The following is a 21164-nucleotide window of genomic DNA, read 5'->3' as shown; positions in this document are numbered from 1 at the left end:
AGGCCATCGTGAGAGCCTGACCGGCTCGTCACTGGCTTCCACCCACGAGATCGATGAGCTCGCGGGCCATGCCCCCCGGCCCGAAGCTCATGCGAGCGCGGCGCGCGACGACCCAGCCACGTCGCCGCCGCGCTCGCCATTGATTTTCCGCGGCGGCGGAAGCGGGCGCCGCCCGCCCGACGCATTCGCCAGACGAGCCCGGGTCCGATCGTGATGCATGGCTCCCGGATCGCCCGCCCGATGGTGGGCGCGCCTGTCCTCGTTGTAATCTGGACATTGCTGCGTCGCGGCCTAGATAAAGTGAGCCTTCTCAACAACGGACGTCACGGCCCAGCGGGTGTGGACTGATCGGGGCGCTCTTGCTGGGGCTGTCGATCTGCTCCATACCAGCCGCGGGGTGATTCCGGGATTTCCACCGTTCTGAGGGCGACAAAGGGCCTAAAAAGAGCGTGTCTTGCGCCCATTGGTGCACTGCGCTAAGGCTCAGAACAATTCCAAACTGGACGAATCCGTGGCTGTCCCGAGGCTGCGGGAAAAAGGGCTCGTCAATGAGCGGCATTCTGCAGGACTATCTTCCACTCGTCGTCTTCATAGGGGTAGCGGGCCTCATTGGTCTGGTGCTGCTGATCGCGCCGTTCATCGTCGCGTTCCAGCAGCCGGACCCGGAAAAGCTGTCGGCGTATGAGTGCGGTTTCAACGCCTTCGACGACGCCCGCATGAAGTTCGACGTCCGCTTCTATCTGGTCGCCATCCTCTTCATCATCTTCGACCTCGAGGTGGCGTTCCTGTTTCCCTGGGCGGTGGCGTTCGGCAAGCTTGGCGCGACCGGCTTCTGGTCCATGGTGGTGTTCCTTGGCGTGCTGACGGTCGGGTTCGCCTATGAATGGAAGAAAGGCGCACTGGAATGGGATTGAACCCTGTGTCGTCCGCCGGTCCGGCTCTCGCGCCGGCCCCCAAGGGCATCCTGGACCCGTCGACCGGCAAGCCGGTCGGGGCCAATGATCCGTTCTTCCTCGAGGTCAATTCGGAACTGTCCGACAAAGGCTTCTTCGTGGCCGCGACCGACGACCTCATCACCTGGGCGCGCACCGGCTCGCTGATGTGGATGACCTTCGGTCTCGCCTGCTGCGCGGTCGAGATGATGCAGGTGTCGATGCCGCGCTACGACGTCGAGCGCTTCGGCTTCGCGCCGCGTGCTTCGCCGCGTCAGTCGGACGTGATGATCGTCGCCGGGACCCTGACCAACAAGATGGCGCCCGCGCTGCGCAAGGTCTACGACCAGATGCCCGAGCCGCGTTACGTCATCTCGATGGGCTCCTGCGCCAACGGCGGCGGCTATTATCACTATTCCTACTCGGTCGTGCGCGGTTGCGACCGCATCGTGCCGATCGACATCTACGTGCCGGGCTGCCCGCCCACGGCGGAAGCGCTGCTCTATGGCGTGCTGCTGCTGCAGAAGAAGATCCGCCGCACCGGCACCATCGAACGCTAAGGTTTTACGTCATGGACGACGCCAAGCTCGACGCCCTGGGGCAGACGATCGTTAGCGCGCTTCCGGGCGCCGCCATCGGTCATTCGGTGGCCTTCAACCAGCTCACGGTGGATGTCGAGGTCAGCAAGATCGTCGAGGTGGTCAAGTACCTCCGCGACGACCCGAACTGCCGCTTCATCAACTTCACCGACATCACGGCGGCGGACTATCCCTCGCGCGAGAAGCGCTTCGACGTGATCTATCACTTCCTGTCACCGACCCTGAACGCCCGGATCCGGCTCAAGGCCCAGGCCGACGAGACCACGCAGGTGCCGTCGCTGATCGAGGTGTTTCCCGGCGCCGACTGGTTCGAGCGCGAGGCCTACGACCTCTATGGCGTGATCTTCGTCGGTCATCCCGACATGCGCCGCCTCCTGACCGATTACGGCTTCGAGGGTCATCCGCTGCGCAAGGATTTCCCGACCACCGGCTTCCTCGAGGTTCGCTATGACGACCAGGAGAAGCGGGTGGTGTACGAGCCGGTCAGGCTCAACCAGGAATTCCGCAAGTTCGACTTTTTGTCCCCGTGGGAGGGCGCCGACTATCCGGTCCTCCCGGGCGATGAAAAAGCGGGGCCGAAGGTCTGATCATGAACGAGCAACCCGAACAGCTTCGCAACTTTACGATCAACTTCGGACCGCAGCATCCGGCTGCGCACGGTGTTCTTCGTCTTGTGCTTGAATTGGATGGTGAGGTCGTCGCCCGCGTCGATCCCCATATCGGCCTGCTCCACCGCGGCACCGAAAAGCTGATCGAGCAGAAGACCTATCTGCAGGCGATCCCGTATTTCGACCGTCTCGACTACGTCGCGCCGATGAACCAGGAGCACGCCTTCTGCATGGCTGCAGAAAAGCTGCTCGGCATCGAGGTGCCACGCCGCGCGCAGCTGATCCGCGTGCTCTATTGCGAGATCGGCCGCATCCTGTCGCATTTGCTCAACGTCACCACGCAGGCGATGGACGTCGGCGCGCTGACCCCGCCGCTGTGGGGTTTCGAAGAGCGCGAAAAGCTGATGGTGTTCTACGAGCGCGCCTCCGGCAGCCGCATGCACGCAGCCTACTTCCGCGTCGGCGGCGTGCATCAGGACTTGCCGCAGAAGCTGGTCGACGACATCGACGCCTGGTGCGATCCGTTCCTGAAAGTGGTCGAAGATCTCGACCGGCTGCTCACCGCGAACCGCATCTTCAAGCAGCGCAACGTCGACATCGGTGTCGTATCGCTGAAGGAAGCCTGGGAGTGGGGCTTCTCCGGCGTGATGGTGCGCGGTTCGGGCGCGGCCTGGGATCTGCGCAAGTCGCAGCCCTATGAATGCTACGCCGAGTTGGATTTCGACATCCCGATCGGCAAGAACGGCGACTGCTACGACCGCTATCTGATCCGCATGGAAGAAATGCGCCAGTCCGTGCGCATCATGAAGCAGTGCATCCAGAAGCTGAACGCAGCCGAAGGGAAGGGCCCCGTCGTCGTCGAAGACAACAAGGTCGCGCCGCCGCGCCGTGGCGAGATGAAGCGCTCGATGGAAGCGCTGATCCATCACTTCAAGCTCTATACCGAAGGGGTCCACGTGCCGGCCGGCGAGGTCTACGCCGCGGTCGAGGCGCCGAAGGGCGAGTTCGGCGTCTTTCTGATCTCGGACGGCACCAACAAGCCCTACAAGTGCAAGATCCGCGCGCCCGGCTTTGCGCATCTCCAGGCCATGGACCACATCTGCCGCGGTCATCTGCTCGCCGACGTCTCGGCGATCCTCGGCTCGCTCGACATCGTGTTCGGAGAGGTCGATCGGTGATGGCGCAGGCGCCGATCCAGTTTGACCGCGCCTCGGGGGCCCTTGAAGGGGCCAACCTGTGGGAGCGGACGGCTGCCTTGGCGCTGGTGACGGGGTCGAAGATCTCGTCGCACTTCTCGCATATGGGCTACATCGCCTGCGCCAATCTGCTGCGCAAGACGCTGCCCGAGCGCAACATCGCGATCAAGCTCAACCCCGACGCCGTGTTCGAATTTCCCTACGGCGACGGCTATTGGAGCAAGCTGCTCAACCGCTCCTACAATTACGAGGACGAGTTGGAGCTGTTGTTCGCCGACTCCATCGACGTCGACTACACCCTGCTCGATTGCGGCGCGAATTACGGCTATTGGTCGGTGCTGGTGTCGAGCCATCCGTTCGGTTCGCACAAGGCGATCGCGATCGAGCCGTCGGGGCAGAACCATCCGAAGCTCGCCAACAACGCCCGCATCAACGGCAGCCGCTTCGAGACCATGAAATGCGCGATCGGTGCGGCCCGTGGCACCGCGCGGCTGTCAGGCACCAAGCACGAGGCCTTCAGCATCGCCGGCGATGCGTCGGCGGGCGGCGAGGACGTGCCGGTCATCGCGCTCGATAATCTGATCGAGGACGGCAAGGTCGCCGCGACCGGCAAGTACCTGATCAAGCTCGACGTCGAGGGCGTCGAGATCGAGGCGATCAAGGGCGGCGCCCGGCTGCTCCAGGCCGACAGCGTCATTATGTGCGAGGAGCACGGCAGCGACCGTTCGCACGCGGTCTCGCGCTACATCCTCGAACACACCCCGCTGAAGCTGATCGTCTACGATCCCAGCACAAGGCGTATGGAAACGGTGACCGAGCTGTCGATCCTCGATCGCATCAAGGTCTCGACCCACGTCGGCTACAATGTTTTCGGCACCGCAAGCGCATTCTGGCAGGACAGGATCAATGCCCTGAATGCGAAAACCGCGCGCCGCATGCAGTGAGAGATTGAAGAGATGTCCGTTCGCCGATTAGCACCGAAGGAAGTCCAGCCCGCGAGCTTTGCGTTCACGGAGGAGAACCTCGCGTTCGCCAAGCAGCAGATCGCGAAATATCCGGCCGGGCGCCAGGCTTCGGCCGTCATCGCCATTCTCTGGCGCGTACAGGAACAGCACGACGGCTGGGTCTCGGAGGCCGCGATCCGCGCTGTCGCCGACATGCTCGACATGCCCTATATCCGCGTGCTCGAGGTCGCGACCTTCTACACGATGTTCCAGCTGGCCCCGGTCGGCAAGAAAGCCCACGTCCAGGTCTGCGGCACCACGCCGTGCCGCCTGCGCGGCGCCGAGGATCTGATCCACGTCTGCGAGCACCGTATCCATCACGAGCCCTTCCATCTCTCCAAGGACGGCAATTTCAGCTGGGAGGAGGTGGAGTGCCTCGGTGCCTGCGTGAACGCGCCGATGGTGCTGATCGGCAAGGACACCTATGAGGATTTGACCAAGGAAAGCTTCGGCAAGGTGCTCGACGGCTTTGCTTCGGGCAATCCGCCCAAGCCCGGTCCGCAGAACGGCCGCCAGTTCTCGGCGCCGACCGGTGGGCCGACCACGCTGAAGGAGATCACCTGATGCGTGATCTCTTGCCGCCAGCTGAAGGGAGCAGTGTTGTGAAGAAGTGGGGCTTCGTCGCAATGCATTCCGCCGTGGCGGCCACGTTCATTTTCCTGCTTCAGCGCTTCGCCCTGAACGCGTCGCTGGAATCCAGTCTGCTCTGGGCGCTGACCTTCGCCGTCTGCGCCGCCGGGCTTGCCTACAAGCAAGCCAACCGTTGATCGGAAAGCACTGACATGCTCGAGGACAAGGACCGCATCTTCAAGAACCTCTACGGCCTCCACGATTGGGGGCTCGAGGGCGCGCGGCGCCGCGGCGCCTGGGATGGCACGAAGAACATCATCGACAAGGGCCGCGACTGGATCATCAACGAGATGAAGGCGTCGGGGCTGCGCGGCCGCGGTGGCGCCGGCTTCCCGACCGGCCTGAAATGGTCGTTCATGCCGAAGGAATCGACCGACGGCCGGCCGAGCTATCTCGTCGTCAACGCCGACGAATCCGAGCCCGGGACCTGCAAGGATCGCGAGATCATGCGGCACGATCCGCATCTGCTGATCGAGGGCTGCCTGATCGCGAGCTGCGCGATGAACGCGCATGCCTGCTACATCTATGTCCGCGGTGAGTTCATCCGCGAGCGCGAGCATCTCCAGGCGGCGATCGACCAGGCCTATGAGGCCAAGCTGGTCGGCAAGGACAACGTCAACGGCTGGCCGTTCGACATCTACGTCGCCCACGGCGCCGGCGCCTATATCTGCGGCGAGGAAACCGCGCTGCTCGAGAGCCTCGAAGGCAAGAAGGGCCAGCCGCGGCTGAAGCCGCCGTTCCCGGCCAATGTCGGCCTGTACGGCTGCCCGACCACCGTCAACAATGTCGAGTCGATCGCGGTTGCGCCGGACATTCTGCGCCGTGGCGCGGCATGGTTCGCCGGCATTGGCCGTCCCAACAATGTCGGCACCAAGCTGTTCTGCATCTCCGGCCATGTCGAGCGGCCCTGCAATGTCGAAGAAGCCATGGGCATTCCGTTCCGTGAGCTGATCGAGAAGCATTGCGGCGGCATCCGCGGCGGCTGGGACAACCTCAAGGCCGTGATCCCGGGCGGCTCCTCCGTGCGCATGGTGCCGGCCGAGCAGATCATCGACACGCCGATGGATTTCGACTCGTTGAGCAAGCTGCGCTCGGGCCTCGGCACCGCGGCCGTGATCGTGATGGACAAGTCGACCGACTTGATCCGCGCCATCGCCCGCATCTCCTATTTCTACAAGCACGAGAGCTGCGGCCAGTGCACGCCGTGCCGCGAGGGCACCGGCTGGATGTGGCGCGTCTTGACCCGCATGGCCGACGGTCGCGCCCACAAGCGCGAAATCGACATGCTGCTGGAAGTCACCAAGCAGGTCGAAGGCCACACCATCTGCGCGCTCGGCGACGCGGCGGCGTGGCCGATCCAGGGCCTGATCGCGCATTTCCGTCATGAGATCGAAGCGCGCATCGACCAGTATTCGCACAAGGCCGACATCGACGATGCCGGCGTCCGCGATCCCGTGAACATGGTCGCGGCGGAGTAGAGACAATGACCAAGCTCATCATCGACGGTAAAGAGATCGATGTCCCCGCCGAATACACGCTGCTTCAGGCGTGCGAGGCGGCCGGCGCCGAGATTCCGCGCTTCTGCTATCACGAGCGGCTGTCGATCGCCGGCAATTGCCGGATGTGCCTCGTCGAGGTGAAGGGCGGCCCGAAGCCGGTCGCGAGCTGCGCCTGGGGCGTGCGCGATTGCCGTCCGGGCCCCAAGGGCGAGCCGCCGGAAATCTCCACCCGTTCGCCGATGGTGAAGAAGGCGCGCGAAGGCGTGATGGAATTCCTTCTCATCAACCATCCGCTGGATTGCCCGATCTGCGATCAGGGCGGCGAGTGCGACCTTCAGGACCAGGCGATGGGCTACGGTGTCGACACCAGCCGCTTCGCCGAGAACAAGCGCGCGGTCGAGGACAAATATCTCGGCGCGCTGGTCAAGACCTCGATGAACCGCTGCATCCAGTGCACCCGTTGCGTCCGCTTCTCGGCGGAAGTCGCCGGCGCCCCAGAAATGGGCGCGACCGGCCGCGGCGAGGACATGGAGATCACGACCTATCTCGAGCACGCGCTGACGTCTGAGCTTCAGGGCAATCTCGTCGATATCTGCCCGGTCGGCGCGCTGACCTCGAAGCCTTATGCCTTCGCCGCGCGCCCGTGGGAGCTCGGCAAGACCCAGTCGATCGACGTGATGGACGGCGTGGGATCTGCGATCCGCGTCGACACCCGCGGCCGCGAAGTGATGCGTATCCTGCCGCGCATCAACGAGGCCGTGAACGAGGAGTGGATCTCCGACAAGACCCGTCACGTCGTCGACGGCCTGCGCACCCAGCGCCTCGACCGGCCCTATATCCGCGAAGCCGGCAAGCTGCGCGCGGCGAGCTGGCCCGAGGCCTTTGCCGCGATCGCCTCCAAGGCGGCGCGCACCGACGGCAAGCGGATCGGCGCGATCGCGGGCGACCTCGCCGGCGTCGAAGAGATGTTCGCGCTGAAGGATCTGCTGGCCAAATACGGCTCGGCCAATCTGGCGGTGCAGGGCGGCGACGCCTTCGATCCCGCGCTTGGCCGCGGCTCCTACATCTTCAATCCGACGCTCGCCGGCGTCGAGCAGGCCGATGCGCTGCTCATCATCGGCGCCAATCCGCGGAAAGAGGCGGCCGTGTTCAACGCCCGCATCCGCAAGCGCTGGCGCGCCGGCGGCTTCAAGGTCGGCGTGATCGGCGCCAAGCCCGACCTCACGTACGACTATGATCACCTCGGCGCGGGCACCGACACGCTCGGTGAGCTCGCGGCCGGCAAGCACTCCTTCATGGACGTGCTGAAGAACGCCAAGAACCCCATCATCCTGGTCGGCGCGGGCGCGGCCTCGCGTCACGACGGCGCCGCCATTCTCGCAGCCGCGGCCAAGCTCGCGCTCGACGTCGGCGCGCTCAAGGACGGCTGGAACGGCTTCGGCGTCCTGCACGAGAGCGCCTCGCGCGTCGGCGCGCTCGATATCGGCTTTGTCGCCGGTCAGGGCGGACTGAACGCAGCGCAGATGACGACGTTCGGGACGCTCGATCTGCTGTTCCTGCTCGGCGCGGACGAGATCAAGCCGTCGGACGGCACCTTCGTCGTCTATATCGGCACCCACGGCGACCTCGGCGCCCATCGCGCCGACGTCATCCTGCCGGCCGCCGCCTATACCGAGAAGTCCGCGATCTACGTCAACACCGAAGGCCGCGTGCAAATGACCGGACGGGCCGCATTCCCGCCGGGTGAGGCCCGCGAGGACTGGGCGATTGTCCGCGCGCTGTCGGAGGCGCTCGGCAAGAAGCTCGGCTATGACTCGCTCTCGGCCCTGCGCCAGGCGATCTTCAAGGCTGTGCCGCATCTGATCCGTCTCGACCAGATCGAGGCCGGCGCGGCCGACCAGATCAAGAAACTCGCGGGGAAGGGCGGCCCGACGGAGAAGGCCCCGTTCAAGCCGCTCGTCGAGGACTTCTATTTGACCAACCCAATCGCGCGTGCGTCCGCCGTGATGGCGGAGTGTTCGCGGCTTGCCTCCGGGCAGATGCTGACCGCAGCGGAGTGAGCTGATGGAATTCTTCGAAAGCGCCTTCTGGACCGGGTTTCTCTGGCCGCTGATCATCATGATCGCGGAGAGCGTCCTGGTGCTGGTCGTCCTGCTGGTGGCGATCGCCTACATCCTGCTCGCCGACCGCAAGATCTGGGCGGCGGTGCAGATCCGCCGCGGCCCGAACGTGGTGGGTCCCTGGGGTCTGCTGCAATCCTTCGCCGACCTCCTGAAGTTCGTGCTGAAGGAGCCGATCATCCCGTCCGGCGCCAACAAGGGCGTGTTTCTCCTTGCTCCCTTGGTCTCATGCGTGCTCGCGCTCGCCGCCTGGGCGGTGATCCCGACCAATCTCGGCTGGGTGATCTCCGACATCAATGTCGGCGTTCTCTTCATCTTCGCGATTTCGTCGCTGTCGATCTACGGCATCATCATGGCCGGCTGGTCGTCGAACTCGAAATATCCGTTCCTGGCGGCGCTGCGCTCGGCGGCGCAGATGGTGTCCTACGAGGTCTCGATCGGCTTCGTCATCATTACGGTGCTGCTCTGCGCCGGCACGCTGAACCTCTCGGCCGTGGTCGAGGCGCAGCATGTCCGCGGCCTCGCCAGCCTGATCGGGTTGCCGCAGCTCACCATCCTGAACTGGTACGTCTGGCCGCTGTTCCCGATGTTCGTGATCTTCTACGTCTCGGCGCTGGCGGAAACCAACCGTCCGCCGTTCGACCTCGTCGAAGCGGAATCCGAGCTCGTCGCCGGCTTCATGGTCGAGTACGGCTCGACGCCGTATCTTCTGTTCATGCTCGGCGAGTATGTGGCGATTGCCACGATGTGCGCGATGGCGACGATCCTGTTCCTCGGAGGCTGGCTGCCGCCGGTGGACCTGCCGCCCTTCAACTGGGTGCCGGGCATCATCTGGTTCTCGCTGAAACTCTTCTTCATGTTCTTCCTGTTCGCGATGGCCAAGGCGATCGTGCCGCGCTACCGCTACGATCAACTGATGCGTCTCGGCTGGAAGGTGTTCCTGCCGTTGTCGCTGGCGATGGTGATCGTGGTGGCCGGTGTGCTGCACTTTGCCGGCATCGCGCCGAAGTGAGGGCCGTCATGGGTATCAACATCAACGCCACTGCACGCTCGCTCCTGTTGTCGGAATTCGTCTCGGCGTTCTTCCTCGCCATGCGCTATTTCTTCCAGCCGAAGCCGACGCTGAACTATCCGTTCGAGAAGGGCCCGATCTCGCCGCGCTTCCGCGGCGAGCATGCGCTGCGCCGCTATCCGAACGGCGAGGAACGCTGTATCGCCTGCAAGCTGTGCGAAGCGGTTTGCCCGGCGCAGGCCATCACCATCGAGGCCGGCCCGCGCCGCAACGACGGCACCCGCCGCACCGTGCGCTACGACATCGACATGGTGAAGTGCATCTATTGCGGCCTCTGCCAGGAAGCCTGTCCGGTCGATGCCATCGTCGAAGGTCCGAACTTCGAGTTCGCGACCGAGACCCGCGAGGAACTGTTCTATGACAAGGCCAAGCTGCTCGCCAACGGCGACCGCTGGGAACGCGAAATCGCGAAAGCGATCGAACTCGACGCGCCGTACCGGTGAGATGAGAGCATGATCCTTCCCGCGCTGTTCTTCTATCTGTTCGCCGGCGTCTGTGTCGCCTCGGCGGTGATGGTGATTGTCTCGCGCAATCCCGTGCACTCCGTGCTGTACCTGATCTTGGCCTTCGTCAACGCCTCCGGCCTGTTCGTGCTGATGGGCGCCGAGTTCCTGGCGATGATCCTGATCGTCGTCTATGTCGGCGCGGTCGCGGTGCTGTTCCTGTTCGTGATCATGATGCTCGACGTCGACTTCCTCGAGCTGCGCGAGGGCTTCATCGAGTACCTCCCGGTCGGCCTCGTGATCGGCGGCATCTTCCTGTTCGAATTGCTGCTCACGGTCGGCTTCTGGGTCATCAACCCCGGCGTCGCCAAGACGATCACGGCGGCGATCCCGGCCAACGTCTCCAATACCGAGGCGCTGGGCCTGGTGCTCTATACCAAATACATCCACTACTTCCAGCTCTCGGGCATGGTGCTGCTGGTCGCGATGATCGGCGCCATCGTGCTGACGCTGCGGCACAAGGCGAGCGTGAAGCGGCAGGACATCAACGTTCAGAACGCGCGCACGCCTGAAATAGCGATGGCGATACGCAAGGTGGCGCCGGGGCAGGGGCTCCAGGACTCTGACGCGGCGGAGTGGGTGAAATGACGATCGGGCTCGGACATTATCTGGCGGTCGGCGCGATCCTGTTCACGCTTGGGATCCTCGGCATCTTCCTGAACCGCAAGAACATCATCGTCATCCTGATGTCGATCGAGCTGATCCTGCTCGCGGTCAACGTCAACCTCGTGGCGTTCTCGACCTTCCTCGGCGACATCGTCGGGCAGGTCTTCGCGCTCCTGGTGCTCACCGTCGCGGCCGCTGAAGCCGCAATCGGTCTCGCCATCCTGGTGGTCTATTTCCGCAACCGCGGCTCGATCGCGGTTGAGGACGTCAATCTGATGAAGGGCTGATCGCATGATCCGGAAAAGTGGACACCGGTTTTCCGACCAGATCATGCGGAAAGATTAAATCATGGTCCAGGCAATCGTCTTTCTGCCTCTGCTGGGCGCCATTCTGGCCGGCCTCATCGCGCTGTTCGGCGCGCATGCCCGCAACCCCTCGGGCGACACGGTCGAGCATCACGATGATCACGGTCATGGCGCGCACGCCCATGCGTCCGATACGATCAACGAGGATGCGTCGGTCATCCACGAAACTCACCACGAACCCGGCGACGGCCACGACGACCACCACGTCTCCGAGCCGCCCGCGGCGGGCTCGCGCGGCGCCGAGCTGATCACCACGGCATTGCTGTTCGTGTCGGCTGCGCTGTCCTGGATGACGCTGGTCGATGTCGGCTTCATGCACCACGACATCCGCATTCCGCTGCTGCCGTGGATCCTCTCCGGCGATCTCCAGGTCTACTGGACGCTGCGGGTCGACACGCTCACCGCCGTGATGCTGGTGGTCGTGACCACCGTGTCCTCGCTCGTGCACCTCTATTCCATCGGCTACATGGACGAGGATCCGAACCGGCCGCGCTTCTTCGGCTATCTCTCGCTGTTCACCTTCGCCATGCTGATGCTGGTGACCGCCGACAACCTCGTGCAGCTGTTCTTCGGCTGGGAAGGCGTGGGTCTGGCGAGCTACCTCCTGATCGGTTTCTGGTACCAGAAGCCGTCGGCGAACGCCGCCGCCATCAAGGCCTTCGTGGTCAACCGCGTCGGCGATTTCGGCTTCGCGCTCGGCATCTTCGCGATCTTCCTGCTGGCCGGCTCGACCGATTTCGAGACCATCTTCCATGCTGCGCCCGGCTTGACCGGCAAGACCATCGACTTCCTCGGCTGGCACGCCGACGCGCTGACCCTGACCTGCCTGCTGCTGTTCATGGGCGCGATGGGCAAATCGGCGCAGTTCCTGCTGCACACCTGGTTGCCGGACGCGATGGAAGGCCCGACCCCGGTGTCGGCGCTGATCCATGCCGCGACCATGGTCACCGCCGGCGTGTTCATGGTGGCGCGTCTGTCGCCGCTGTTCGAGCTCGCGCCGAACGCGCAGGCCGTCGTGATGTTCTTCGGCGCCACCACGGCGTTCTTCGCGGCGACCATCGGCCTCGTCCAGAACGACATCAAGCGCATCGTCGCTTACTCGACCTGTTCGCAGCTCGGCTACATGTTCGTGGCGATGGGGGCAGGGGCCTATTCGGTCGGCATGTTCCATTTGTTCACGCACGCCTTCTTCAAGGCGCTGTTGTTCTTGGGCTCCGGCTCGGTGATCTACGCGATGCATCACGAGCAGGACATCCGCAACATGGGCGGCCTCTGGCGCAAGATCCCCTACACCTACGCAGTGATGGTGGTCGGCACGCTCGCGCTCACCGGCTTCCCGCTCACCGCCGGCTATTTCTCCAAGGACGCGATCATCGAGTCGGCCTACGCCTCGCACAATCCGTTCGCGATGTACGGCTTCCTGATGACGGTCGTCGCGGCCGGCCTGACCTCGTTCTACTCGTGGCGCCTGATCTTCAAGACCTTCCACGGCGAGCCGCATGACGATCATCACTACGAGGCTGCGCATGAAGCGCCGATCTGGATGCTGATCCCGATCGGTGTGCTCGCGGTCGGCTCCATCCTGGCCGGCTTCCCGTTCAAGGAGCTGTTCGCCGGTCACGGCATCGAGGAGTTCTTCCGCGAATCCGTGAAGATGAACCCGCACATCATCGAGGAGATGCACCACATCCCCGAGACCATCGCCTTCCTGCCGACGGTGATGATGGTGCTGGGTTTCCTGGTGTCGTACCTGTTCTACATCCGCCGGCCCTATCTGCCGGTCGAGCTCGCGAACACGCAGCCGATGCTGTACAAGTTCCTGCTCAACAAATGGTACTTCGACGAGCTCTACGACATCATCTTCGTCCGTCCGGCGAAGTGGATTGGCTATCAGCTCTGGAAGAAGGGCGACGGCTTCATCATCGACGGCCTCGGTCCCGACGGCGTGTCTGCCCGGGTGTTGGATGTCACCCGCAACGTCGTGAAAATCCAGACCGGCTATCTCTACCACTACGCGTTCGCCATGCTGATCGGTGCCGCCGGCCTGATCACCTGGTTCATGTTCGGCTTTGGGGGCCAGTAAAATGACGACCTGGCCAATTCTATCCGTCACGACGTTCCTGCCGCTGGTCGGCGCGCTGATCGTCTATCTCAGCCGCGGCGATGACGAGGCGGCCCGGCGCAACTCGCGCTGGATCGCGCTGTGGACCACGCTGATCACCTTCGCGGTGTCGGTGATCCTGGTCATGCGGTTCGATGCGTCGAGCGCCGACTTCCAGTTCGTCGAGAAGGCGAACTGGCTCGCCACCGGCATCACCTACCACATGGGCGTGGACGGCATTTCGTTGCCGCTGGTGATCCTGACCACCGCCATCATGCCGTTCTGCATCATCGCGAGCTGGAAGGCGATCACCAACCGCGTCCGCGAATACATGATGGCGTTCCTGATTCTGGAAACGCTGATGATCGGCACCTTCTCGGCGCTCGATCTCGTGCTGTTCTACCTGTTCTTCGAAGGCGGCCTGATCCCGATGTTCCTGATCATCGGCGTCTGGGGCGGTCCGCGCCGGGTCTATGCGTCTTTCAAGTTCTTCCTCTACACGCTGCTCGGCTCGGTGCTGATGCTGCTTGCCATCATGGCGCTGTACTGGAACGGCGGCACCACCGACATCCCGACCCTGATGCACACCGCCGTGCCGCGCTCGCTGCAGACCTGGGCGTGGCTTGCCTTCTTCGCCTCGTTCGCGGTGAAGATGCCGATGTGGCCGGTGCACACCTGGCTTCCCGACGCCCACGTCGAGGCGCCGACCGCAGGCTCGGTGGTCCTGGCTGCGATCATGCTGAAGATGGGCGGCTACGGCTTCCTGCGTTTCTCGCTGCCGATGTTCCCGCTCGCTTCGCATGACTTCGCGCCGCTGATGTTCACGCTCTCGGCCATCGCCATCATCTACACCTCGCTGGTGGCGCTGATGCAGGAGGACATGAAGAAGCTGATCGCGTACTCCTCGGTCGCGCATATGGGCTTCGTCACCATGGGCATCTTTGCCGGCACCATGCAGGGCGTCGCTGGCGGCGTGTTCCAGATGATCTCGCACGGCATCGTCTCCGGCGCGCTGTTCCTCTGCGTCGGCATCGTCTATGACCGCATGCACACCCGCGAGATCGCGGCCTATGGCGGCCTCGTCAACCGGATGCCGCTCTACGCGCTGACCTTCATGGTCTTCACCATGGCCAATGTTGGCCTGCCCGGCACCTCCGGCTTCGTCGGCGAGTTCATGACGCTGCTCGGCACCTTCAAGGTCTCGATCCCGACCGCGTTCTTCGCCACCTTCGGCGTGATCCTCTCGGCCTGCTATGCGCTGTGGCTCTACCGCAAGGTCGTGTTCGGGGCGCTGGTCAAGCCGTCGCTGGCGAGCATGAAGGATCTCACCTTCCGGGAGGGCCTGACGCTCTTCCCGCTGATCGCGCTGACGATCCTGTTCGGCATCTATCCGAAGCCGGTGCTCGACATGTCGGCGGCCTCGGTCCAGCAACTCGTCAACAATTACAACACCGCTGTGACGGCCGTGAAGGCCGCCGCACTGCTCCAGTGAGCGGGCAGGTCAGGATATCGCCATGAGCTTTGAGACTGCAGGTTATCAACTGGCGCCGGTGCTGCCCGAGCTCGTGCTCGCGGTCGGGGCGATGGCACTCCTGATGCTCGGCGCCTATCGCGGGCAGGAGACCACCAAGACGGTCACAACGCTCGCGGTGCTGCTCCTGATCGTGGTCGGCGTGCTCGAATACATGTTGCCCGCGGGCAAGCACGTGACCTTCGGCGGCAGCTTCATCGTCGATGATTTTGCCCGCTTCATGAAGATCCTGGCCCTGATCGGCTCGGCGGTGACGCTGGTGCTGTCGACCGAGTTCCTGTCGGATCCGTCGCGCCGCATCTTTGAATACGCGATCCTGGTGCTGCTCTCGACGCTCGGCATGATGGTGCTGATCTCGGCCGGCGACCTGATCTCGCTCTATCTCGGCCTCGAATTGATGTCGCTGGCGCTTTACGTCGTCGCGGCCTCCAACCGCGACAACGCCAAGTCGACCGAAGCCGGCCTGAAGTACTTCGTGCTCGGCGCGCTGTCCTCTGGCATGCTGCTCTACGGCTCCTCGCTGATCTACGGCTTCACCGGCACGGTGGCCTTCACCGGCATCGCGGCGGCCGCGACGATCTCGAATGTCGGCCTGGTGTTTGGGCTCGTTTTCCTGCTCGCCGGCCTCTGCTTCAAGGTTTCGGCGGTGCCGTTCCACATGTGGACGCCCGACGTCTACGAGGGCGCGCCGACGCCCGTGACAGCCTTCTTCGCCTCGGCGCCGAAGGTGGCCGCGCTCGCGGTCTTCACCCGGGTTACGCTGACCGCATTCCCGGGCATCGTCTCGCAGTGGCAGCAGATCCTGGTGTTCGTGGCGATCGCCTCGATGGCGCTGGGCTCGTTCGCCGCGATCGGGCAGAGCAACATCAAGCGCCTGATGGCCTATTCCTCGATCGGCCACATGGGCTTTGCCCTGGTCGGCCTCGCCGCAGGCACGGTCGAGGGCGCGCAGGGCGTTCTGATGTACATCGTGATCTATGTCGCGATGACGCTGGGCTCCTTCGCCATCATCCTGGCCATGAAGCGCAACGGCCAGCCGGTCGAGCAGATCAGCGATTTCGCGGGTCTCTCGCGAACCAATCCGCTGCTCGCCTTCATGTTCGCGATGCTGCTGTTCTCGCTCGCCGGCATTCCGCCGCTCGCCGGCTTCTTCGCCAAATGGTACGTCTTCGTCGCCGCCATCAAGGCGAATTTGTTCACGCTCGCCGTCATCGGCGTGCTGACCAGCGTGGTCGGCGCCTACTACTATCTCAGCATCGTCAAGACGATGTATTTCGACGAGCCGGCCGGACAGGTCGATCCGGTGCGCGTCGAAGTCAAGACGGTGCTGGCGGTCGCGGGCCTGTTCAACATTCTGTTCGCCCTGTTCGCAGGTCCCGTGGTGAGCGTGGCCTCCGCCGCGGCAAAGTCGCTGTTCTAGGATGGCATTCGCGCTAGGTCCTCGTGCGGCGTCGGCGGGCTACAAGCTCGCAGCTTTCGAACGGACCGGCTCGACCAATACCGAGGCGATCGAGCACGCAAGGGGCGGCGAACGCGGCCCGATGTGGTTCGTGACGTCGGAGCAGACCGCCGGCCGTGGCCGCCGTCAGCGCCCCTGGATCGCACCCAAAGGCAACCTTGCCGCCAGCGTCCTCGAAGTCCTCGATGTCGCCCCTTCCGTCGCCGCGACGATCGGCTTTGCGGCCGGGCTGGCCGAGGAGGCCGCCCTGGAGAAGGTCAGCCTGGAGGCGGCACTGCGCCTCGGCGAGGGCCGTCCCCGCTACACCCTGAAATGGCCTAACGATGTGCTGGCCGGCGGCAAGAAGCTGGTCGGCATCGGCCTGGAGGCCGAAGCCATCGGCGAGCGTCTCGCCATCGTTGTCGGCATAGGCACCAACGTCGTCGCCGCGCCCGAGGGCACGCCCACACCGGCGGTGTCACTGGCCGCGCTCGGCGTCCAGATCAGCGCGGAGGAGTTGTTCTCGGCGCTCTCGGACGCGTGGGTGGAATTCCGTGGTATCTGGGACGATGGTCGCGGCTTTGCCGAAATTCGCAAATTGTGGCTGGAGCGCGCCGCCGGCCTCGGCGAGCGGGTCGCGATCCACACGGGAGTGATGACGCTGGAAGGCATTTTTGACACGATCGACGACACCGGCTGCCTGATCGTCCGCACCGCGGAGGGCCGGCGCGTGCCGGTGGCCGCGGGCGAGGTGTTCTTCGGCACGGCTGCCTCCGTGGGAGCTGCGTGATGGCGAAGCCTGAAGAACTGGTATTTGCACCGCTCGGCGGAGTCGGCGAGATCGGCATGAATTTGTCGATCTACGGCCTCGGCAACCGCCAGCAGCGGGCCTGGCTGGCGATCGATCTCGGCGTCTCCTTCGGCGACGAGGAGCATCTGCCGGGCATCGACCTGATCATGCCGGACGTCAGCTTCCTGGAGAAGGAACGCAAGAACCTGATGGGACTGGTGCTGACCCACGCCCATGAGGACCATTTCGGCGCCATCATCGACCTGTGGCCGAAGCTGAAATGCCCGATCTACGCGACCCAGTTCAGCGCCGCGCTGTTCGAGGCCAAATGCGCCGCCGAGCGCAATGCGCCGAAGATCCCGGTGACGGTGGTGCCGTCGGGCGGGCGCGTCGATATCGGCCCGTTCAACGTCGAGTTCATTCCGGTCGCGCATTCGATTCCGGAGTCGCACGCGCTGGCGATTCACACCGACGTCGGCACGGTGCTGCACACCGGCGACTGGAAGATCGATCCGACCCCGATCATCGGCCGCCCGACCGACGAAAAGCGGCTGCGGGAGCTCGGCGATGCGGGCCTGCTCGCCTTGATCGGCGATTCCACCAACGCCGTGCGCGACGGCCGCTCGCCCTCGGAAGCCGAGGTTGCCAAATCCATCACCGAGCTGGTCAAGGCCGCCAAGGGCCGCGTCGCAGTCACGACCTTTGCCTCCAACGTCGCGCGCCTCAAGGCCGTCGCCATCGCCGCGAAGGCCGCCGACCGTGAGGTCGTCGTGGTCGGCCGCGCCATGGAGCGTGTGGTGCAGGTCGCACGCGAGACCGGCTATCTCGACGGCGTGCAGAGCTTCCGCTCCGCCGAGGTCTACGGTCACCTGCCGCAGGACAAGGTGCTGGCGCTCTGCACCGGCAGCCAGGGCGAGCCCCGTGCCGCGCTGGCGCGCATCGCCAATGACGACCATCCCGAGATCACGCTCAACCGCGGCGACAGCGTGATCTTCTCCTCGCGCACCATTCCTGGCAACGAGAAGGCGGTCGGCGCGATCATCAATGGCCTGGTCTTGCAGGGCGTGGAGGTCATCACCGACCGCGACCAGCTGGTCCATGTCTCCGGTCATCCCCGCCGCGACGAATTGCGCGACATGATCTCCTGGACCAGGCCGCAGCTCCTGATCCCGGTCCATGGCGAGGCCCTGCACCTGAACGAGCACGCCAAGCTCGCGCGTGCCGCCGGCGTGCCGCGCGTACTGGTCTGCCGCAACGGCGATCTGGTCAAGCTCGGCCCCGGCGATCCCGGCATCATTGGGCAAGTGCCTGCGGGCCGTCTCTACAAGGACGGCACGATTCTGGAGGACTCCAAGTCCCGCGCGGTGGTCGAGCGGCGCCGCATGGCGTTCTCCGGCTGCGCCTTCGTTGCCATCGTCATGACGGAGCAGGGCGAGCTTGCCGACGATCCCGCGGTCGAACTGGTCGGCATCCCCGAGAAGAACAAAGCGGGCGAGCCCTTCGACGACATCGTGTTCGACGCCGTGGTCTCCACTGTCGAAGGCCTGCCGAAGGCGCGCCGTCGCGACGCGGATGCGCTGGCGGAGTCGGTGCGACGCGCTGTCCGCTCCGTGATCAACGAACATTGGGGTAAAAAGCCCCCCTGTCTGGTACACGTCCTGACAGTGTAACGGGAGAAGCACAATGCTGGGCCGGCTCAACCATGTCGCGATCGCGACCAAGGACGCCGTCAAGGCCGCCAGGATCTATGGCGCCGCGTTCGGGGCCCAGATCTCGGCGGCCGTCGCGCTGCCCGAGCATGGCGTCACCACGGTTTTCGCGACGCTGCCCAACACCAAGATCGAGTTCATCGAGCCGCTCGGCGAAGCCTCGCCGATCGCAAAGTTCCTCGACCGCAATGCCGACGGCGGCATCCACCACGTCTGCTACGAGGTGGTCGACATCATCGCCTCGCGCGACACGCTGGTGAAGGAGGGCGCCAGGGTGCTCGGCGACGGCGTGCCGAAGATTGGCGCCCACGGCAAGCCGGTGCTGTTCCTGCACCCGAAGGATTTTTCCGGCGCGCTGGTCGAAATCGAGCAGGCATAGGCCGAAACCATGGCCATCCAGATCTCAACTGCAATCGCGATCTACTTCGTCATCTGGTGGGTCGCGCTGTTCCTGACGCTGCCGTTCGGCGTGCGCAGCCAGCACGAGGACGGCGTCGGAGTGCCGGGCAGCGACCCCGGTGCGCCGATCCTGACGCGAATGAGGAGCAAGCTGATCTGGACCACGATCATCTCGGCGATCATCTACGGGATCGCCATGGTCGCCTATCACGCCGGCTATCTCTCGATCGAGCGCCTGTCGAAATTGATGGGCATGCCGTTCTAAGAATTTTTGGTTGGCTTTGTTGGGGGACCAATGACTTTTCAGCGGATCGTCGTCGCGCTTCTGGTGCTGATCGTCGCCGGCCTCGGTGCCATCGGCTATTTCGAGTGGAAGATGGCCGTGCAGGTGCGCACCCTGAAGGCGTTCGTCGAGGGCTACGTCTTCAACGAGGCTGTGGTCGCCTGCGAGCAGGCCAAGAGCTCGACGCCGTTCAAGTGGAACGGCGGCAAGAGCACCGCGGTGATCGGCCTGAACTCGGTCAAAACAGACAAATACACCGTCAGCGCCAGCTACACGCTGGTGGCGGACAGCGTCTATTGTGATTACGATCCGATCAAAAGAAAGGCCGAGATCGGCTCGAGCTTCCTGGAGCGGGAGTAACGATCCGGCCCATATATGGGATCGGATCGTCATGGCGCAGGGGCAGGGGGACTACCGGATTCTGCATGAGGCTGACTTGCGGGATTATCTCGCAGGCGTTCCGGATATCGCTGCGACCCTCGGTGGCGAGCCGGCCTCCTGGTCGATCACCGAAGTCGGCGACGGCAATCTCAATCTCGTCTTCATCGTCAAGGGCGGCCGCGGCGGCGTCGCCGTCAAGCAGGCGCTGCCCTATGTCCGCCTGGTCGGCGAGAGCTGGCCGCTGCCGCTGTCCCGGGCTCATTACGAATATCTCGCCTTGTCGCGGCAGGCCGAGCTCGCCCCCGGCCTCGTGCCGGCGCTGCTGCATCACAACGAGGCCCTGGCGCTGACGGTGATGGAGCTGCTCGAGCCCCACATCATCATGCGCAAGGGGATGGTTGCGGGCTCGCAATATCCGCGCTTTGTCGATGACATCACCACCTTCATGGCGCGGACCTTGTTCTTCACCTCCGACCTCGCGCTGTCGGCGGCCGAGAAGAAGCAGGGCATCGCAGCCTTCGCCGGCAACCATGCGCTGTGCAAGATCACCGAGGATCTGATCTTCACCGATCCCTACCGCATCGCCGAGCAGAACCGCTGGACCGCGCCATATCTCGATGCGCTCGCCGCAGAGCTGCGCGAGGATATGGAATTGCATGTCGCGATCTCCCGGCTGAAGCTGAAGTTCATGGCGAGCCCCGAGGCGCTGCTCCACGGCGACCTGCACACCGGCTCGATCATGGTGACGGAGAGCCAGACGCGGGTGATCGACCCCGAATTCGCGTTCTACGGCCCGATGGGTTTCGATGTCGGCGCCGTGCTGGCCAACCTGCTGATGGCCTATTTTGCCTCCGCCGGCCATGAGCGCGTGCCGGGCGAGCGGCGTGCCTTCGAAGCCTGGGTGCTGGAAACGGTCGAGCAGGTCTGGAACGCGTTCGCCCGCAAGTTCCTCGATCTCTGGCGCGCTGGCGCCGCAGGCGATGCCTATCCCGCCTCGCTCTTCGCCGGCGAGACAGGCGCGGCACGGCTGGAGGCCGAGCGGCAGGCCTACATGCAGCGGCTGTTCGCGGATACGGTCGGTTTCGCCGCGGCAAAAACCATCCGCCGCATCTTCGGCCTCGCCCACAATATCGATTTCGAGCTGATCGATGATCCGCGCCGGCGCGCCACCAGCGAAGCACGCGCGGTGCGGCTGGCGCGCGCGCTGATGCTGGAGGGGGGGGCGTTTCCGGCCATCGCGGACGTTACTTCTGCAGCGCGAAAATTGCGCGACTGGCAGCCGGAGTTCTAGCGGGCGTCTTCGCAAATCGGCGGGGCCCGCGCGACGCTCGCATACGTCAACCCCTTCAAGGCGCTTGCGCTCGACCCGCCGTGGATGGTCAACTCTCGGACCAGAGC

The 21164-nt window shown here is 64.4% G+C and carries 22 protein-coding genes; all 22 read left to right on the top strand.

Annotated elements, in window-relative coordinates; translation table 11 throughout:
- The first annotated feature begins 548 nt into the window (after positions 1 to 548).
- Entirely contained in the window at positions 549 to 914 is a 366-nt protein-coding gene (locus N551_RS0112090; RefSeq protein ID WP_027567201.1) for an NADH-quinone oxidoreductase subunit A, read from the top strand.
- Positions 905 to 1492, top strand: coding sequence for an NADH-quinone oxidoreductase subunit B family protein (locus N551_RS0112085; RefSeq protein ID WP_027567200.1), 588 nt, complete (start codon positions 905 to 907; stop codon positions 1490 to 1492). Before N551_RS0112090 ends, N551_RS0112085 begins: the two co-directional genes overlap by 10 nt.
- A gap of 11 nt (positions 1493 to 1503) precedes the next feature.
- Entirely contained in the window at positions 1504 to 2118 is a 615-nt protein-coding gene (locus N551_RS0112080) for an NADH-quinone oxidoreductase subunit C (RefSeq protein WP_018455092.1), read from the top strand.
- A gap of 2 nt (positions 2119 to 2120) precedes the next feature.
- Complete coding sequence (locus N551_RS0112075; protein ID WP_027567199.1) at positions 2121 to 3317, top strand: NADH-quinone oxidoreductase subunit D; 1197 nt, start codon at positions 2121 to 2123, stop codon at positions 3315 to 3317.
- Positions 3317 to 4279: an FkbM family methyltransferase gene (locus N551_RS0112070; protein ID WP_027567198.1), complete on the top strand. Its 963-nt coding sequence runs from the start codon at positions 3317 to 3319 to the stop codon at positions 4277 to 4279. The genes N551_RS0112075 and N551_RS0112070 overlap by 1 nt, the downstream gene beginning before the upstream one ends.
- A 12-nt stretch (positions 4280 to 4291) precedes the next feature.
- Positions 4292 to 4903, top strand: coding sequence for an NADH-quinone oxidoreductase subunit NuoE (nuoE, locus tag N551_RS0112065; protein ID WP_007610983.1), 612 nt, complete (start codon positions 4292 to 4294; stop codon positions 4901 to 4903).
- Positions 4903 to 5106, top strand: a complete 204-nt coding sequence (locus N551_RS36545) for a hypothetical protein (RefSeq protein WP_027567197.1) — start codon at positions 4903 to 4905, stop codon at positions 5104 to 5106. The genes nuoE and N551_RS36545 overlap by 1 nt, the downstream gene beginning before the upstream one ends.
- A 15-nt stretch (positions 5107 to 5121) precedes the next feature.
- Positions 5122 to 6447, top strand: a complete 1326-nt coding sequence (gene nuoF, locus N551_RS0112055; RefSeq protein WP_027518249.1) for an NADH-quinone oxidoreductase subunit NuoF — start codon at positions 5122 to 5124, stop codon at positions 6445 to 6447.
- 5 nt (positions 6448 to 6452) lie between these two features.
- Positions 6453 to 8528, top strand: a complete 2076-nt coding sequence (gene nuoG, locus N551_RS0112050; RefSeq protein ID WP_027567196.1) for an NADH-quinone oxidoreductase subunit NuoG — start codon at positions 6453 to 6455, stop codon at positions 8526 to 8528.
- 4 nt (positions 8529 to 8532) lie between these two features.
- Positions 8533 to 9600, top strand: coding sequence for an NADH-quinone oxidoreductase subunit NuoH (gene nuoH / locus N551_RS0112045; protein ID WP_007603555.1), 1068 nt, complete (start codon positions 8533 to 8535; stop codon positions 9598 to 9600).
- A gap of 14 nt (positions 9601 to 9614) precedes the next feature.
- Positions 9615 to 10103, top strand: coding sequence for an NADH-quinone oxidoreductase subunit NuoI (nuoI, locus tag N551_RS0112040; RefSeq protein WP_026232873.1), 489 nt, complete (start codon positions 9615 to 9617; stop codon positions 10101 to 10103).
- Between the two features lie 9 nt (positions 10104 to 10112).
- A complete protein-coding gene (locus tag N551_RS0112035; protein WP_027518246.1) occupies positions 10113 to 10751 on the top strand; it encodes an NADH-quinone oxidoreductase subunit J in 639 nt (212 codons plus the stop codon).
- Positions 10748 to 11056 (top strand): NADH-quinone oxidoreductase subunit NuoK, encoded by a 309-nt coding sequence (nuoK, locus tag N551_RS0112030; RefSeq protein ID WP_007603558.1) that lies wholly within the window; start codon positions 10748 to 10750, stop codon positions 11054 to 11056. The genes N551_RS0112035 and nuoK overlap by 4 nt, the downstream gene beginning before the upstream one ends.
- A gap of 61 nt (positions 11057 to 11117) precedes the next feature.
- Positions 11118 to 13217 (top strand): NADH-quinone oxidoreductase subunit L, encoded by a 2100-nt coding sequence (gene nuoL, locus N551_RS0112025; RefSeq protein WP_027567195.1) that lies wholly within the window; start codon positions 11118 to 11120, stop codon positions 13215 to 13217.
- A gap of 1 nt (position 13218) precedes the next feature.
- Positions 13219 to 14727, top strand: coding sequence for an NADH-quinone oxidoreductase subunit M (locus tag N551_RS0112020; protein ID WP_027567194.1), 1509 nt, complete (start codon positions 13219 to 13221; stop codon positions 14725 to 14727).
- Between the two features lie 22 nt (positions 14728 to 14749).
- Positions 14750 to 16186, top strand: coding sequence for an NADH-quinone oxidoreductase subunit NuoN (gene nuoN / locus N551_RS0112015; RefSeq protein ID WP_007610975.1), 1437 nt, complete (start codon positions 14750 to 14752; stop codon positions 16184 to 16186).
- A gap of 1 nt (position 16187) precedes the next feature.
- Entirely contained in the window at positions 16188 to 16994 is an 807-nt protein-coding gene (locus tag N551_RS0112010; protein WP_027567193.1) for a biotin--[acetyl-CoA-carboxylase] ligase, read from the top strand.
- Positions 16994 to 18664, top strand: a complete 1671-nt coding sequence (locus N551_RS0112005; RefSeq protein ID WP_027567192.1) for a ribonuclease J — start codon at positions 16994 to 16996, stop codon at positions 18662 to 18664. The genes N551_RS0112010 and N551_RS0112005 overlap by 1 nt, the downstream gene beginning before the upstream one ends.
- Before the next feature lie 13 nt (positions 18665 to 18677).
- Positions 18678 to 19082, top strand: a complete 405-nt coding sequence (gene mce / locus N551_RS0112000; RefSeq protein ID WP_027567191.1) for a methylmalonyl-CoA epimerase — start codon at positions 18678 to 18680, stop codon at positions 19080 to 19082.
- A 9-nt stretch (positions 19083 to 19091) separates the two neighbouring features.
- Complete coding sequence (locus N551_RS0111995) at positions 19092 to 19367, top strand: DUF1467 family protein (protein WP_027518239.1); 276 nt, start codon at positions 19092 to 19094, stop codon at positions 19365 to 19367.
- 30 nt (positions 19368 to 19397) lie between these two features.
- Positions 19398 to 19745, top strand: coding sequence for a hypothetical protein (locus tag N551_RS0111990; protein ID WP_027518238.1), 348 nt, complete (start codon positions 19398 to 19400; stop codon positions 19743 to 19745).
- A 31-nt stretch (positions 19746 to 19776) separates the two neighbouring features.
- Positions 19777 to 21057: an S-methyl-5-thioribose kinase gene (gene mtnK / locus N551_RS0111985; protein WP_027567190.1), complete on the top strand. Its 1281-nt coding sequence runs from the start codon at positions 19777 to 19779 to the stop codon at positions 21055 to 21057.
- The last annotated feature ends 107 nt before the right edge of the window (positions 21058 to 21164 follow it).

Source organism: Bradyrhizobium sp. URHA0013, assembly GCF_000518345.1.
Taxonomy (GTDB): domain Bacteria; phylum Pseudomonadota; class Alphaproteobacteria; order Rhizobiales; family Xanthobacteraceae; genus Bradyrhizobium.
This window is presented reverse-complemented; position numbering and strand designations above follow the sequence as displayed.